The 14,861-nt window shown below is 42.0% G+C and carries 17 protein-coding genes; 8 read left to right on the forward strand and 9 right to left on the reverse strand.

What is annotated here, in order from left to right; all coding sequences use genetic code 11:
- Window positions 1-199: 199 nt before the first annotated feature.
- The 5 genes from PW220_RS05990 (at window position 200) to PW220_RS06010 (ending at window position 3,433) form a co-directional block, all read left to right on the forward strand.
- Entirely contained in the window at window positions 200-421 is a 222-nt protein-coding gene (locus PW220_RS05990) for a DUF5684 domain-containing protein (RefSeq protein WP_248055232.1), read from the forward strand.
- A gap of 154 nt (window positions 422-575) precedes the next feature.
- Entirely contained in the window at window positions 576-893 is a 318-nt protein-coding gene (locus PW220_RS05995) for a PadR family transcriptional regulator (RefSeq protein WP_105114847.1), read from the forward strand.
- Window positions 890-2,002 (forward strand): DUF4097 family beta strand repeat-containing protein, encoded by a 1,113-nt coding sequence (locus PW220_RS06000; protein WP_248055167.1) that lies wholly within the window; start codon window positions 890-892, stop codon window positions 2,000-2,002. The genes PW220_RS05995 and PW220_RS06000 overlap by 4 nt, the downstream gene beginning before the upstream one ends.
- 11 nt (window positions 2,003-2,013) lie before the next feature.
- Entirely contained in the window at window positions 2,014-2,592 is a 579-nt protein-coding gene (locus PW220_RS06005; RefSeq protein ID WP_248055166.1) for a DUF1700 domain-containing protein, read from the forward strand.
- Entirely contained in the window at window positions 2,579-3,433 is an 855-nt protein-coding gene (locus tag PW220_RS06010; RefSeq protein WP_248055164.1) for a DUF4097 family beta strand repeat-containing protein, read from the forward strand. The genes PW220_RS06005 and PW220_RS06010 overlap by 14 nt, the downstream gene beginning before the upstream one ends.
- A gap of 36 nt (window positions 3,434-3,469) precedes the next feature.
- Here PW220_RS06010 and PW220_RS06015 read toward each other — a convergent pair whose 3' ends face one another.
- The gene (locus tag PW220_RS06015) at window positions 3,470-3,829 is read right to left on the reverse strand and encodes a DUF1304 domain-containing protein (protein ID WP_248055163.1); all 360 of its coding nucleotides are present in this window, start codon (window positions 3,827-3,829) and stop codon (window positions 3,470-3,472) included.
- 4 nt (window positions 3,830-3,833) lie between these two features.
- Window positions 3,834-4,286, reverse strand: coding sequence for a MarR family winged helix-turn-helix transcriptional regulator (locus PW220_RS06020; RefSeq protein ID WP_248055161.1), 453 nt, complete (start codon window positions 4,284-4,286; stop codon window positions 3,834-3,836).
- 154 nt (window positions 4,287-4,440) lie between these two features.
- Between PW220_RS06020 and PW220_RS06025 the strand changes: the two genes are divergently transcribed.
- From PW220_RS06025 to PW220_RS06035, 3 genes are read left to right on the forward strand one after another with little or no spacing between them, the layout of a single operon-like run.
- Window positions 4,441-5,199 (forward strand): threonine/serine exporter family protein, encoded by a 759-nt coding sequence (locus tag PW220_RS06025; RefSeq protein WP_248055159.1) that lies wholly within the window; start codon window positions 4,441-4,443, stop codon window positions 5,197-5,199.
- 3 nt (window positions 5,200-5,202) lie between these two features.
- Window positions 5,203-5,664: a threonine/serine exporter family protein gene (locus tag PW220_RS06030; RefSeq protein ID WP_248055157.1), complete on the forward strand. Its 462-nt coding sequence runs from the start codon at window positions 5,203-5,205 to the stop codon at window positions 5,662-5,664.
- A gap of 58 nt (window positions 5,665-5,722) precedes the next feature.
- Window positions 5,723-6,916, forward strand: coding sequence for a cation diffusion facilitator family transporter (locus PW220_RS06035; RefSeq protein WP_248055145.1), 1,194 nt, complete (start codon window positions 5,723-5,725; stop codon window positions 6,914-6,916).
- Window positions 6,917-7,141: 225 nt separating this feature from the next.
- Here PW220_RS06035 and PW220_RS06040 read toward each other — a convergent pair whose 3' ends face one another.
- The 7 genes from PW220_RS06040 to PW220_RS06070 all read right to left on the reverse strand — a co-directional run bounded on the left by PW220_RS06040 (window position 7,142) and on the right by PW220_RS06070 (window position 14,827).
- A complete protein-coding gene (locus PW220_RS06040) occupies window positions 7,142-7,984 on the reverse strand; it encodes an amino acid ABC transporter substrate-binding protein (RefSeq protein ID WP_248055144.1) in 843 nt (280 codons plus the stop codon).
- Window positions 7,985-7,998: 14 nt separating this feature from the next.
- Window positions 7,999-8,631 carry an amino acid ABC transporter ATP-binding protein gene (locus tag PW220_RS06045; protein WP_044764579.1) on the reverse strand — a complete coding sequence of 211 codons (633 nt, stop codon included), beginning with the start codon at window positions 8,629-8,631 and terminating at the stop codon, window positions 7,999-8,001.
- A gap of 9 nt (window positions 8,632-8,640) precedes the next feature.
- Window positions 8,641-9,282 carry an amino acid ABC transporter permease gene (locus PW220_RS06050; RefSeq protein ID WP_248055143.1) on the reverse strand — a complete coding sequence of 214 codons (642 nt, stop codon included), beginning with the start codon at window positions 9,280-9,282 and terminating at the stop codon, window positions 8,641-8,643.
- A 213-nt stretch (window positions 9,283-9,495) separates the two neighbouring features.
- A complete protein-coding gene (locus PW220_RS06055; protein WP_248055142.1) occupies window positions 9,496-10,632 on the reverse strand; it encodes a mannitol-1-phosphate 5-dehydrogenase in 1,137 nt (378 codons plus the stop codon).
- Between the two features lie 13 nt (window positions 10,633-10,645).
- Window positions 10,646-11,083, reverse strand: a complete 438-nt coding sequence (locus PW220_RS06060; RefSeq protein ID WP_248055141.1) for a PTS mannitol transporter subunit IIA — start codon at window positions 11,081-11,083, stop codon at window positions 10,646-10,648.
- A 1-nt stretch (window position 11,084) separates the two neighbouring features.
- Window positions 11,085-13,037 carry a BglG family transcription antiterminator gene (locus tag PW220_RS06065; RefSeq protein WP_248055140.1) on the reverse strand — a complete coding sequence of 651 codons (1,953 nt, stop codon included), beginning with the start codon at window positions 13,035-13,037 and terminating at the stop codon, window positions 11,085-11,087.
- 29 nt (window positions 13,038-13,066) lie between these two features.
- Entirely contained in the window at window positions 13,067-14,827 is a 1,761-nt protein-coding gene (locus tag PW220_RS06070) for a PTS mannitol transporter subunit IIBC (protein WP_248055139.1), read from the reverse strand.
- Window positions 14,828-14,861: the final 34 nt, after the last annotated feature.

A 14,861-nucleotide genomic window follows, 5' to 3' on the forward strand; every position in this document is an offset into this window, starting at 1 on the left:
CAAAAAGAAATGTAGTTTTATTATGATAGAAGAAACAGTTGCACAAGGTTTATTGGTTGGTATCTGGGGAAGTGTTGTGGTTTTCTCACTCATTTGGAATATCCTCCTTGCCATTTCCAATTAAATCCTCTTTAAAAAAGCTGGCTACGCTGGTTGGAAATCCCTCATTCCCTTCTACAACCTCTATGTTCAACAATGCATCACATTCGGGGAAGATAAAGGCTGGTTTATCTTCTTCTTGCTCATTCCACTTGCTGGACCGCTCTATGGCATCTATCTAACCTATTGCTACGGTAAAGCATTCGGTTTGTCAGATATTCAAGCCATCTTCTACGTATTGTTTACACCACTGTTCAACCTCTACATTGCCTTCAATGACGGAAGCCGTTACCAAGGTCCACAAACTTTCTTTATTGACTAATCCAAAACGAAGCAACTCCTCTGCTCACAGAAGGGTTGTTTTTTACTTGTTTAAAAAAAATATATAAAAAATTTATATAATCACTTGATTTTAGTAAAACATAGGTATATAATTTATATATAAATAATTTACATAAAGATAAAGAGGTGAGTTCATGTACTACCCCGTATCCTCTATCTTGATTGAATTTCTAGTCTTAGCCATCGTGGAAAAACAGGATTCCTATGGCTATGAAATCAGTCAGACCATCAAGATAGTTGCTGACATAAAGGAATCCACTCTCTACCCTATCTTGAAAAAATTGGAAAAGGCTGGCTACGTTACCACCTATACCCAAGAATTTCAAGGGAGAAAGCGGAAATACTATACCATCACACCTGCTGGACGTGAGCACATCCCCTTCCTGCAGGCTGAATGGAATACCTACAAAGACCATATTGACGGAATTATAGAAGGGAGCCTACGAAAATGACACGCGCAGATTATCTGAACCAACTGGAACAAGCACTATCTCAACTCCATCCAAGTGCCAGACAGGAAGCTCTGGACTACTTCAATGAATATTTCGACGAAAAAGCGGATGACGCGGCAGCTATTAACGAACTTGGAACAGCTGAAGAAGCTGCAAAGGAAATCATAGCCAACCTGCCCGAAGATGCCCTCATTGCTAAGGAAGACCAAGGCACTTCACAATCAACTAAAGCATTTGATTTCGATTTTGACTTTGACTTTCAATTTGACTGGGATGGTTTTTTCAACAATTTCAAACATTCAGCCTTTCAAGCTAGGAAAAGGATTGAATTGAAGGCGAAGATTGAAGAATTACCTAATTTTACAAGTTTACAGATTGTTCTCGAAGACCAAGCACTTAGTGTGCAAAGCTATGAAGGTGACAAGGTAGTATTACACAATCCATTTTCTGAAGAAATGTCCTATCAGGCTTTTGACCATCAACTAGTCCAAGATAGTTTGTACCTATCTAGCAAGCCACTCCCAGACCACCTCTACTTTTCCAACCAGCAAACTAGCTCTGCTATTCTCAAAATCCCTAAAAAACTCCTGCCCCTTACTAGTCTCAATCTGAAAACGACAGATAGTAGTCTGACGATGGCGGCTGTGCAGGCGAGCGAACAGCTAGTCATCAATGCAGAAGATAGCAGCATCAGCATGACGAAAGTGAGCTGTCCAAGCTCTGCCCTATGGTTAGAGGACGCTACACTAACTATCTCAGATGGACGACTGGACGAGTTGAAATTGGAAGCCAGCGATGCTGTTATCACTCTCTCAAGCATGAGCTTTTCAGATGCAAGGATAAGATTAGAAGATTGTGTCTGGAAGTTGAAGGATTTTGTCCTAGAAAAGAGCCTAAACTGTCAGGCTGAAGATTCTGTCCTAACCTTTAAACCGAATACAGACATCAGTTTGGACATCTGGGAGGAAGATTCTAGCCTTAAACTTCCAAAGGATATGGCGTTTACAATGATGAAAGAGAGGGACATCACTCATCTCAGCTACAAGCAAGAAAATAGCTCTGCTCAGCTAGCTATTCATTGTCAAGACTGCCAGCTTACTGTAGGATAAAGGAGGTTCCTATGAATCGCAAGGAATATTTACAGAAGCTTGAAAAACATCTCAAACACTTGCCTAAAGAAGATTTTCAAGATACCTTGGACTATTTCAATGAATTTTTCGATGAGAAAGAAAACGACGAAGAAGCTATTCAAGAATTAGGCAGTCCTAAAGAAGCCGCAAGTGAAATTCTAGCGACCCTCTACGAAAAAGAGCGGACGGAAAATAAGCCAAATACCCGCAATATGGTCTGGTTGACCATCCTCGCCATCCTTGCCGCACCAATAGGCATTCCCCTAGCGATTACCCTAGTTGCCCTCTTCATTATCCTACTCCTGCTCATCCTCAGCGCCTTTCTACTCCTTATCTCACTTTGGATTGTCCTCCTCAGTCTAGCAATCGCCCAGCTTCTCCTCGCCTTCGACCTCCTCACACTCTCATGGTCCTCCTCCCTCCTCTTCACAGGGCTAGCCCTCATCTGTTTGGCACTCACCCTCTTGGGTAGTAAATTCACTCTAGACCTTGGAAGCAAAACCTTCTTGCTTGTTTTACACTGGATACAAAGAACCATTCGCAAAGGAGATTATCATGAAAGAGCTTAAACCATTTACGAAAATTTGTTTGAGCCTGCTCAGTCTTGGAGCCATTCTCAGCCTTATCGGCTACCTAGCTGGCGGTTGGACAAATATGAAATTTGTAGCAGAAAACTATTTTCAGCCCCAAACTGCCAGTTTTAGTAACATTAGGGCAATAGAAGTTAATGAAAAACTGTCCATTATGCCCTCGCCCGACAACCAATTCCACCTCCACTACTATCGAAACCAGCATAAAGATATCGACCTTCTCAGTCACCAAGTTCAAGATGGAAAGTTAAGCATTTCTAGTGCCTTTCAAGGTATCATTTCTTATGATGGTTTGCTCGAACCTATCTTAAATCTTGTCAATGACCAGAATATTTCCTACTACCAACCTGTCTTACAGGTCCCTAAAAATAGCACAATCGAATCACTTTCAGGCAAGCTTGAAGGAGATCTGTATCTGGATAAAGTGACTATTCAAGATCTTGAACTCACTGTAGAAGATGGTGACATGTTGATTGAAAACAGTCACGTCAGCTTTACTCATTTATCACACCTCAATGGAGAAGTAGCAATCAATCATTCCACATTAACAAGTCCGAAAGACATTTCCAATACTGTTGGCAGTAGCCTAAGGATTGAGGATGGGGATTTTAAAGCTGAAAACCTAAAACTAGAAGGAAGACATGACATCAGTAATTACGATGGCTCAATCGACATCTCTATTCATTCACAAACAAAATCGGACCTCTACATAGATGCCAGTCAAAATAATATTAGAATGGAACTGCCAACCTATTCCAATACCCAAGCCAATAATTACCTCTTCATCTCTACACTGGACGGAGAATTGACTATTCGGTAATTGCAAAAAGCCCTCCTCAACGGAAGGCTTTTTAACTTATTTAAATAACAAAATAGAGATCAGTGCCAAGATGGCTGGTCCACCTTGGGTCAAGATAATTTTTGGACTAGATGTCACAGCTCCATAACCTGCTGCTCCAATAACAAACAAGACAAAAATAGTTGTAATTTCCAGGTTTCCTGTGAAAATTCCATATAAGAGGAAAATAGCCAACAAACCATTGTAAATACCTTGGTTTTTGAAAAGTGTCGTCACAGACTTACGTTGCAATTCATCCTTTGTCATATTAAAGACACGACTAGTAGAATCTGAATGGGTTGCAAAGGTTTCAAGATACATAATGTAAAGATGCTCAAGAGCTACGATACTGGCTAAAATAGTTGTAAAAATTGACATAGGTTTATTCTCCTTTTTCTTCAATAACTGTTTCAACTGGGAGGGTTTGAAGACCAGAAACTAATTTCTCCAGAAGATAGCTCAACTGTTCTTCTTCACTCTCGGATAAAATGTCTGCCATAGCTGCTTTCACAGCTAGGTGCTGGGCTGGCGGTTGGTCCTGTAAATCAGCCAAAGCAAGCTGGGTAGGTTGAACCAGCATTTCCCTTTGATTTTCAGGGTTACGCTCTCTACTGATATAGCCATTTTTCTCCAACACCTTTAGGTGACGGGTAATGGCCGCGCGGTCAATTTGAAGTTTTTCCTGTAATGTTTGCTGAGAACACGGATAGTCTTCCAGCAATTGCTGCAGGAGCTGGTACCTAGTTAAACTGATGCCCAAACGTTTTTCAAATAGACCTGTGACCGCTTCATCAGCTAATTTTATCTGATAAAGTAAACGAGAAAGATCTGGCATACTTTCCTCCTTTTTATTGATTTATCAATAGTTGATAAATCAATTATATCAAAAAATGAATATTCCTCAAGAATTTTGCTTGACTTTATCCAACTTTTTCATATAAAAATAAAGTTTTGGTATAATAGGATGAAATAGGGAAAAGGAGATTACCATGGAAGATACGAAGGAACTCAACTTAGCCATTGATGTGCTCATGCTAGCTGGGGCCATTCTCTTACAAAGCGGTGCTGAAATCCACCGTGTTGAAGATACCATGATTCGTATTGCTAAATCACAGGGGATTGAAGCAGTCAACGTTTTGGCTATTCCTGCTGCTATCTTCTTTTCTATTGACCATACGAATATCTCTCGGATGAAACGGATTGTCAATCCAGTGCACGATATGCAAAAAGTCTGTCAGGTCAACCAGGTTTCACGCTCCTTAACCGCTGGACAGGTCAGCTTAAACCAAGCACTAGAAGAATTAACCTCTATTCGCAACCAACCCCTCCCCTATACTCAACTTCAAACCATTCTTGCTGCTGTCCTAGCTGCACCATTTTTTACTATCATGGTAGGTGGTAATCCTTTGGAGGCTGTCGCAACCGCTTTTGTAACCCTTGTCGCCTTCCCCTGCTCCCTCCTGATTGACCGTCTAATCAGAATTGAATTTGTATCTAAATTTGTAGGCGCCTTGATCTTCTCCCTCCTAGCTTTGCTACTGGCAAACTATACAGATCTTGCCCTCAATCCTAATATGATCAATGCTGGTGCAGTCATGCCCTTTGTCCCTGGTATTGCCTTTACCAATGCCGTTCGAGATTTGATGACCAACCATCTCAATACCGGTATGACAAAAATCTTCCAAACCTTACTTGTCATCCTCTCCTTGGGAGCAGGGACAACTGTTGCGCTTTTGATTGTGGGGTAAACTATGGATAGTCTTCATTTTTTCTTACAGGCCCTGGCCTCCTATATTGCGATTACCGCCTTTCTCATTGTCCTCAATGTCCAGAAGCAACTGCTGGTTCCCGGTGGTTTATTAGGCATGGTTGTCTGGCTACTTTACCTAGTCCTCCTCGGTCCAACAAATGTTGTCATTGCAACCTTTATTGCTGCCATCGTCGGTTCTTGCATCAGCCAAATCATGAGCATCATCCTCAAAACACCATCAGTTATTTTTTCACTGGCCATCCTAGCACCTCTTGTCCCAGGCTACAGAGCCTATCTGACAACGACACAGTTTGTATCTGGAAGTTACAAAGAAGCCTTGGTCAATACCACCACTGTTCTCACATTAGCCTTAGTCATTCCTATCGGCATGGCCAGCGGAACAGTCTTGCTGCAACTCTATCGCTACCTACAAACGAAATCATCACCAGAAAAGTCTATCTAAGTTTCTTGAAACTGGGTAGACTTTTTGTTAGAATAAATGAATATGTTTAGGAGGAGCTATGAACCAACAAATTCAGAATTTAAAACTTGCCGAGCGTGGTGCCATCATTTCCATTTCAGCCTACATTATCCTCTCTGGAATTAAGTTAGCCGCAGGACATATTTTCCATTCGGACGCTTTGACCGCCGATGCCTTTAACAATATTTCGGATATTATCGGCAATGTAGCTGTCCTTATCGGACTGCGAATGGCACAAAAACCAGCTGATACAGACCATAAATTTGGACATTGGAAAATGGAAGACTTGGCCAGCCTGATTACATCTTTTATTATGTTCGTTGTTGGGTTTCAAGTTCTCTATTCTACTTTCATCAAAATCATGAGCAACCAGCCTGTCGAGATTGATATGACTGGTGCTGTAGTTGGGGTATTCTCAGCCCTTGTTATGATTGGTGTTTACCTTTATAACAAATCTCTTGCTAGGAGAGTTCATTCAAAAGCCTTAGAAGCTGCTGCAAAAGATAACCTATCTGATGCCGTGACCTCTATCGGAACATCCGTTGCCATCATCGCAGCTGCCTTCAATTTCCCCATCGTCGATAAATTCGCTGCTGTTGTCATTACCTTCTTCGTCTTAAAAACAGCCTACGATATATTCATGGAAAGTTTCTTTACCTTATCAGACGGCTTTGATGAAGAGCTCCTCCACAAATACGAAGAAGATATTCTCAAATTGCCCAAAGTAGTTGCCGTCAAATCACAACGTGGCAGAACCTATGGTGCCAACATCTATCTTGATATTGTATTGGAAATGAACCCCGATTTGTCCGTCTACGAAAGCCATGAAATTACCGAACAGGTAGAACAACTCCTTACACTGAAATACGGTGTTTTTGATGTAGATATCCATGTCGAACCTTCTGAAATCCCTCATGACGAAATCTTTGAACACGTCTTTGACAAACTCTACCGCTTCGAATCCGAAATCCAAGCGCATGAAGTTGGCTATGAAGACCTGATTGATGAGAATTACTTACTGATTGATGCCAAGGGGCGCTACCTTAATAAAATTGAAATGCTCCAAGCCCATCCTATACAATCCACCTACCTATCCAACTACCAGATGACCTCTATCAGCCAGAAATCCAAGCTGGTCACCTTTGAAATCGGTGACTATGTCCACACATCCCTCTGGCGACGCCATGAAAACTGGACAGTCATCTTCCATCAAATTTCAAAGAAACAAGCCTAGTCAGCTAGACCAGGCTTTTCATTTGGACATATAGTCATTTGAAGAGCTTTGATACATCGTCACTTTCGGCTTGCCGTACTCCACGAAAGTGACTTGCTTCGCAAGTCTTACTACCAACCTAGAACAGCCTTTAGGCTGTTCTAGCTGCCTGCACCTCAGTTCCTTGTCTGAAAGCTAATTCATTCGACTATACAAAAAGAGCACATGGCTCTTTTTCTTATATTATTAGTTTTTTACTGCATCTGTAGCAACATCTTCACCAAACCATTTTTGTGAAATTTCTTGGAAGGTTCCATCGCTATATAATTCTGTAAAGGCTTTATTGATGTTTTCAACCAGTGTCGTATCTGACTTACGAGCACCGACTGCGAAAGTCTCATTTTCAAATCCAGCATCAATAATGTTGTAATCTGCGATGATACCTTCTTGTTGCAAGTAGTAGTTGGCATACACACGGTCAATCAAGAGACCATTGATACGATCATTTTTCAAGTCAATCAAGGCTTCATTGAATGTAGCGTATTGACTAGCGTCATTGTTTTGAACAATGTCTTTCAAAATGGCAGGTTGTGATTCAAAGACTGAATAACCTGAAGAACCTGCTTGTGCGCCCAAGAGCTTGTCCTTCATATCAGATACTTGACTGATATTGGATGATTTTTTCGTCACAAGGACTTGTTGGTTATCCATGTAAGAATCTGTAAAGAGGACCTTCTCCTTACGCTCATCTGTTACAGAATAACCATTCCAAATCAAATCAATGTTTCCATTGTTCAATTCGGTTTCTTTCAAATCCCAGTCAATGGGCTGCCATTCAATAGCAATACCGTATTTATCAAATACTGCCGTTGCTAAATCAATATCAAATCCAGTGTAGCTACCATCTGTTTCTTCAAAGCCCATTGGGACAAAAGTCTTGTCAAACCCGATTGTGATGGACTTTTCAGATTCGTAAGTTGACCAATTATCAGACTTGGTCGTTGACTGGCTTGAGCCACAAGCAGCAAGGGCAAAAGTCGTTACAAGAGCCGCAGCTCCAAGCATCATTTTTTTCATATTCATCATCATATTTGTTCCTTTTCTTAGTGTTTTGGTTCAATTTTGATGATTTCATCTGCGATATTTTCAGCAAACTGCATATCGTGGGTGACCACAATTTGCGTAATTCCAGTAGCCCTATTTTCAAGAATGAGTTTTTCGACTTCTTTTCTTAATTCAGGATCTAGGGCAGAGGTTGGTTCGTCATAGCCGATAATCTCAGGATCAATCATCATAGCACGCGCCAAAGCCACACGTTGCTTTTGTCCACCCGATAGCGAAAACGGATAGGCAGTAGCATGGTTAGCTAGGCCAAGAGTATCCAAGAGTTTAAGGGCCTTGTCTTCCGCCTCTGAACGCGACATATTCTGCGTTTTCATAGGAGAGAGAACCAAGTTTTCCAATACGGATAGGTGTGGGAAAAGCTGGAAGTCTTGGAAGACAAAGCCCAGCAGATGTCGTTTACCCAACTCCTCAAGTGGCAGTTCCTGACCGTTGTAAATCAGGGTACCTGAATCAATGGTTTCCAAACCAGCCAACATCCGTAAAAGAGTTGTCTTTCCACCGCCTGATTGACCAACGATGGCAATGATTTTCCCCTCTGGAATAACCAAATCATAGTTGGAGAAAATCTGTTTATTATCAAATCGTTTGGATAGATTGCGTAGTTCTAACATGACTTCCTCCTATCTATAATAGTCAAATTTCTTTTCTACCTGCTTAGAAACAAGGGTCACAGCTCCAATCATCAAGAGATAGATAGCACCTGCGATAAACATAGGGGCTAGGCTAGCATCACGGTTGGCTGCTGTACGGCTGGCAAGCAAGAGGTCGCTAACACCCAAGGCATAGACCAAGGATGTATCCTTGACCAAGGTCATGACTTCATTGAAAACACTTGGTAGGACAATTTTCACGACCTGGGGCAATACGATATAGCGAATGGTCTGAACAGGTGTAAATTTCAAGACCTTAGCTGCTTCATACTGACCTTTGGGAATGGCCTCAATACCACCACGGAAAATTTCAGAGAAATAGGCCGCATAGTTGAGGGTAAAGGCCAGAATAACAGCAGGCATGCGGTCAAAGGTAATACCAACACTTGGCAGAACATAATAAACAAAAATCAGTTGCAAGAGCAAGGGGGTCCCACGCATAATTAAAACATAGAAATGCAAGAGCCATTGCAAGGGTTTGAACTTAATCTGCATCAAAAAGGCAAAAACAGCTCCCAGAGGCAAGGACAGTAACAATACTAGAAAAAATACTTGCAGGGAAACCACTGCACCATTTAATAGACTGGGCAGAACTTCCATAACATAATCCATAAAGTTCTCCTAAAAGAATGATTAGGTTCTAGTATAGCAGAAAATATCTTGTATTACAAAGAAAAGTTTTCAATTTTCTAATAATTTCCCTATAAATTGTATAAAATTGCAAAAGCCATCAAAATGAAAAGCGAACAAGGTTCATTTTCTGCAAAACAGAAAAACTTGTTCGCTTTAGTTCATTTGTAAACCTCCACACACTAGAGGCGCAATTTAGATGATAGCTACAATTTCTTCAATCAAGGCTGGTTCTGTCAAGCCTGTCACTTCTGCTACAACTTCTGGCAAGGATTTTTCCTGCAAAAGAGCTTGCAGTTGAACGGATTGCTCATCTGTTTCATCCTTGTAACCAAAGATATAGCTGACAGTCGCAAGGAGGTTATCATAAGACAAGCCACGTTCACGGAGTTCACGGATTGGGCGGATAAAGCGTTCGTCATAACCAAGCTTACGGATTGGCGTCCGAGCTACGCGGGCAATGTCATCCACGATATAAGGATTTTCGAAGCGGCTAATGATGACTTTATGGTAGTCCACCAAGGCTTGCTCGTCAAAGTTCCATTTGGCAATCAAAAGACTACGGATTTCTGCCAGCACAGCCTCAACCTTGCTTTTCACCTCAGGATTTTGCAAGGCTTCTAGGATAGTGGTCGCCCCAAAATGCGCACCTGTGTAGGCAGAAGTCGCATGACCTGAGTTGACAGAGAAGAGTTTACGTTCAATGAAAGGCTCCAAGTCCGCTTCATAGTGAACACCCTCTAGCTTCAAGTTTGGATTTTTCATGCCCTGGGTTTCAACCACCCACTCATTGAAAGGCTCAACTACGACAAAGAGTGGATCTTCATGACTTTGGGCTGGGACAATGCGGTCCACCGCTGCATTTGGGAAGCCGACAAACTCTGCTGCGTAAGCCAAACCTTCCTCTGACAAGTGTTTTTTGACTTCTTCGTAAAGAAAGGCAGAGCCACCAATCATATTCTCACAAGCCAAAACATCAAACGGTTGGGTATTGCCTGCTTGACGACGGGCTTCAATCCCCTCAGCAACTAAGCCAGCAATGAAAGGCAGGATGTTTGGTCCAATAGCTGTCGTTACCAAATCAGCTGTAGCAATAGCTGTGACAACTTCTTCAGGATTAAGACGGTTGTTAATCCCACGCACCCCTGAAACTGCGATATGGCGTTGACCTTCTTCTGCTATTTCAATCTCGTAAGCATGACGCTGGTTCAAGGCATCAATAATGGTTTCATTAACATCGACAAAGGCAATCTCAAAGCCGTTTTCAAATAAGATTTCTCCAATAAAGCCACGTCCGATATTTCCTGCTCCAAAGTGAACTGCTTGTTTCATCTCTTCTTCTCCCTTATCCTACACTATTTAACAGGGCGATTACTTCGTCTTCTGACTGAGCATCTGCCAATTTGACCACATTGTCCACATCCGCACAGAAAATTGAAATCTTTTGAATAATATCCAAATGCTCATCGCCCACGCCTGCAATTCCAAAGAGGACAGTCGCAATTTTCGGAGCTTCTTCTGTACCAAAGTTAACACCTGCTGGCACTTGCACTATTGTAATACCTGATGATAGGACTTCCTTTTTCGCCGCATCTGTTCCATGAGGAATGGCAATAAAATTGCCCATATAAACAGACAATTCTTGGTTCCGCTCAATCATTGCCTCGATGTAGGCTTCATTGACATGACCAGCTTGAACCAACTGACGTCCACAGTAGCGAATAGCCTCTTCTTTCGTTGTAAAGGCCTGGTTTAGTTTAATAAGGTTCTGTTGTAATTCCATGTTATTTCTCCAATTTCTTGATAGTTTCGGTAAAGATTGAATTGAGCAACTGGTAAATGATTTCCTGATTGCCCGTCCGGTAAATCTCTGTATAAAGTTTGTTTTCGATAATGGATTGACTGATGGCGGTCATCAATTCGCGGACTTCTTCCCTCTCGCCTATCGGCGTCAACATGACCAAAATGCGTTGAACTTCTTCCTGCTGATTGTTCATGGAAAGAGCAGAAACACTATTTTCCAATTCAGCGATGACAAATTGACTACGGCTCACCTGACTAGACTGAGTATGTATGAGGGCTAGATTTGTCTGAGGAATGGCTAGCGGGCTGGCAGCAAAACGTGTCAATAGTTTGTCTGCCAAGTAGGCTCTATCAGCCACATGGTCCAACTCTCCAACAGCAGCTACCACTGCCTCTTCAAAACTAGCCTGTTGACCCAGCTGGATTAAGCGAAAGGATTGCAAGACTTGGCTACTGGCTTTTAAATAGGCCTGCAGATCGTAATGATGCTCCTCTTTGATGTCTTCCCGTATCAAGACCGTGCGATTTTCTTGAATAGTTTGTAGGGTTTCCTGCAAGTCCAGAATTTCCTGGGTATTTGGGAAGGTAGAAATCAAAGCCAGTCCGTCTTGTCCGACAGGCTTGGTTGTCAGGCAATAATCATAGTGCTCCAAGTTCAACTGAGACAGATTTGTCGTACTCTGCACATCAATCCATTCCACAAAAGGTGCGATATTTTTGATTTTTGACACCAAAACACTTGTCGTCAGCGGTCTTTCGTCCGTCACCAAGAGCAAACGAATTGGATAAATGTCTGGACTTCTGCGCAAGCTTGATGCAAAGTGCAGGGTGACCAGTTCATACTCATATTCATTATGTAAGTAGGTCGGGAAGATATCCTGCATAACCAAGCTGACCAGTCGATGTAGGAAGGGATTTTTCTGGGTAGCCAGATAGGCAACATTGGTCGTGGCATGATCTGGAAAGAGCATAGGCACTGCCAAACTTAAACGAATGTGATTAAATAGCAGAGGAAAGAGAAGCCGATCCTTGATAAAATCAATTTTGGTAAAGCGTGATACCGAGTCAATCAGCTGGGAGATATTGTAGTAGAAGCTACTATCAAAGCTTTCCCGGAAGAGTGGCACCTCCTGGCGCTTGATAATCAACTCATCTAAGATACTTGCAAAGAAGATAATTTCTTGGATACTGTAAAAGCGTTTGCTGGCTTGGGCCAGACGCATGAAGACCTTCTGGGAAAAATCCAAGGCTTCCTTGGAAACGCCAACTCTATGGTCTAGCTCTCCCTGATTGTCAGCTAGGCTCAAGAGAATAATCAGCAACTGCTTAAGTTTAGAATCAATATCACCCAAAACAGTTTGGTGACTTTCAAAGGCACGACGACTTTCCTCTACTACTTCCTTGTCCAAACTTGGATAGTTGTCATAATCATCCTGCCAGAAGTCTTGAATAGCAATCGCATTGGCTAAAAGGATAGCTAAAAGTCGCCTTTTCTGACTATTTGTACCCTCTATTCCATAACCTTTGTGACGCACAAGACACAGGTCAAAATCCGCCAAGCGTTTTTCAATGACTGCAATATCCTGAATGACCGTCACATTGGAAACTAAGAACTGTTCTTGAAATTGTTCATTGGTTATCACTTCCTGACTGGTCAAGAGCTGATAGGTCATGAGTTCCAAGCGTTGACTAGGAGAATAGGAATCCAAAGTCTTGTAGTCTTCCAGAGCCGACAAATCACCAGACAAATAATACTTCTTCCCGTCCTTAACCAAATCGATTTCATGCTCGACCAAAAAATCTGTCAAATCAGACAAGGTCCGATAAACCGTTCGTGAGGACACTTGTAAAATATCAGCCATTTCTTTCAATGAAAGCTTCCCTACTTGGAGGAAAGCTTTCATCAATTGTTCTTCACGTTTTGTTAATAGCATAGCTTTATTATACTACATTGTTTCAAAAATTACTTGTGCATGCGAGCGACAATTTTGTCATACTCTGGTGTAGTCACTAGACTATCAACTACCAAGAGTTGCGCATTTGGAGCAGCCTGTTGTACTTCTGCTTGTTTGGCGATAGTAGTAACAATCAGAATGTTTTTAGCATTGTGCTCTGCTAATGTATCATAAGGAACAGTGGCAACTGGAATACCAATCCCCTTATTTTTAAAGATAGCTGCTAGAGTTGCTTGACCCATTGTAGCAGAACCTTGGGCTTGACCATAGGCAAAGACCACTTCGTCGATGTAGTTCAAATCTACTTCTGCTTCTGCTTCTAAACTTACTTGCCTGGGAGAAACCTCTTGGGCTTGACCGACTAGTTTAGCAACAATTTTATCATACTTTGGTGAGGTTAAGAAGTTATCAACTGCAACATGAATAGCGCGTGGGGTACGTTGAGCAGCACGGTCCGCCAATTCTTGCTGAGTAACAATCAAGGTATATTCTGTATCTTGCAAGTTGGCAATAGCCTTATTGGTAACAGGAATGTCCAATCCAGCTTTTTTAACTTTATCACGGAGAAGCGAAGCACCCATAGCAGAGCTACCCATACCAGCGTCACATGCGAAGATGATTTGTTTAACAGAATTTGCTGAGATTTCTGCTGCGACTGTTTCGACCGCTTGGCCTTTTGCAACAGCCTTGGCAGCTTTTGTTGCAGCCTGTGCTGCTTCTAATGATTCTCCTTCTGACTTGTCAGCTTTCAAGATGATAGAAGCTACCAAGAATGAAGCAAGAGCGCCTGCAAGAACACCTGCATATACAGCGAATACGTTTCCAAGGTAGCCATCACCTTTTGGCACCATACCAGTAATAGCAATAATTGAACCTGGAGATGCTGCTGCTGCAAGTCCTGCATTAAGAGTTTGGAAAACAAAAGTTCCAGATACACCACCAGCGATAGCCGCAAGGAAGAGAGCTGGTTTCATCATCACATATGGGAAGTAGATTTCATGGATACCACCGAGGAAGTGAATGACCATTGCACCCCATGAAGATGATTTAGCAGAGCCTTTTCCAAAGAAGGCATAAGCAAGCAAGATACCAAGACCTGGACCAGGGTTAGCTTCCAAGAGGAAGAGAACAGACTTACCGGCTTCCAATACTTGCTCTGTTCCAAGAGGGGTAAAGATACCGTGGTTAAGGGCATTGTTTAGGAAGAGAACTTTAGCTGGCTCAATGATGATATTAGCAAGTGGCAAGAGTTTCATATCGACAATAGCTTGTACACCATCACCAATCACTCCTGTCATACTTTCAACAAATGGACCAACAATCTTAAAGGTTACTAGCATCAAGGCGAAACCAATCAGACCAGCAGAGAAGTTATTAACCAACATTTCAAAACCTGGACGGATAGTTGGTTGTACTTTCTCATCAAATTTCTTGATTGCAATTGCTCCTAATGGACCAACTACCATAGCTCCGATAAACATTGGAACGCTAGAACCAGCAATCACACCCATGGTCAAGATGGCACCCATCACACCACCGCGTTGGCCATAGACATTATAACCACCTGTGTAACCAATCAAGAGTGGCAAGAGATAGGTAATCATAGGACCAACAATGGTCGCAAAGGTTTCATTTGGCAACCAACCTGTTGGAATAAAGAGTGAGGTTAAGACACCCCAAGCGATAAAGGCACCGATATTGGGCATGACCATGTTAGACAGCGTTGTCCCCAGTTTTTGAAGACGAACACGAATTGAAGTATTTTCCATATTATTTTTCCTCCTATTTTGTAAGTTTATTATA

The organism is Streptococcus sp. 29892 (genome assembly GCF_032594935.1).
In the GTDB taxonomy this organism is placed as follows: Bacteria; Bacillota; Bacilli; order Lactobacillales; family Streptococcaceae; genus Streptococcus; species Streptococcus hyiners.

Excerpts from the sequence above, each read along its gene's own strand:
- PW220_RS06000 (WP_248055167.1), top strand. The coding sequence starts at position 890 with ATGACACGCGCAGATTATCTGAACCAACTGGAACAAGCACTATCTCAA.
- PW220_RS06030 (WP_248055157.1), top strand. The coding sequence starts at position 5,203 with ATGGATAGTCTTCATTTTTTCTTACAGGCCCTGGCCTCCTATATTGCG.
- PW220_RS06020 (WP_248055161.1), bottom strand. The coding sequence starts at position 4,286 with ATGCCAGATCTTTCTCGTTTACTTTATCAGATAAAATTAGCTGATGAA.
- PW220_RS05995 (WP_105114847.1), top strand. The coding sequence starts at position 576 with ATGTACTACCCCGTATCCTCTATCTTGATTGAATTTCTAGTCTTAGCC.
- PW220_RS06055 (WP_248055142.1), bottom strand. The coding sequence starts at position 10,632 with ATGAAACAAGCAGTTCACTTTGGAGCAGGAAATATCGGACGTGGCTTT.
- PW220_RS06060 (WP_248055141.1), bottom strand. The coding sequence starts at position 11,083 with ATGGAATTACAACAGAACCTTATTAAACTAAACCAGGCCTTTACAACG.
- PW220_RS06025 (WP_248055159.1), top strand. The coding sequence starts at position 4,441 with ATGGAAGATACGAAGGAACTCAACTTAGCCATTGATGTGCTCATGCTA.
- PW220_RS06070 (WP_248055139.1), bottom strand. The coding sequence starts at position 14,827 with ATGGAAAATACTTCAATTCGTGTTCGTCTTCAAAAACTGGGGACAACG.
- PW220_RS06010 (WP_248055164.1), top strand. The coding sequence starts at position 2,579 with ATGAAAGAGCTTAAACCATTTACGAAAATTTGTTTGAGCCTGCTCAGT.
- PW220_RS06005 (WP_248055166.1), top strand. The coding sequence starts at position 2,014 with ATGAATCGCAAGGAATATTTACAGAAGCTTGAAAAACATCTCAAACAC.
- PW220_RS06015 (WP_248055163.1), bottom strand. The coding sequence starts at position 3,829 with ATGTCAATTTTTACAACTATTTTAGCCAGTATCGTAGCTCTTGAGCAT.
- PW220_RS06035 (WP_248055145.1), top strand. The coding sequence starts at position 5,723 with ATGAACCAACAAATTCAGAATTTAAAACTTGCCGAGCGTGGTGCCATC.
- PW220_RS06040 (WP_248055144.1), bottom strand. The coding sequence starts at position 7,984 with ATGATGATGAATATGAAAAAAATGATGCTTGGAGCTGCGGCTCTTGTA.
- PW220_RS06050 (WP_248055143.1), bottom strand. The coding sequence starts at position 9,282 with ATGGATTATGTTATGGAAGTTCTGCCCAGTCTATTAAATGGTGCAGTG.
- PW220_RS06065 (WP_248055140.1), bottom strand. The coding sequence starts at position 13,037 with ATGCTATTAACAAAACGTGAAGAACAATTGATGAAAGCTTTCCTCCAA.
- PW220_RS06045 (WP_044764579.1), bottom strand. The coding sequence starts at position 8,631 with ATGTTAGAACTACGCAATCTATCCAAACGATTTGATAATAAACAGATT.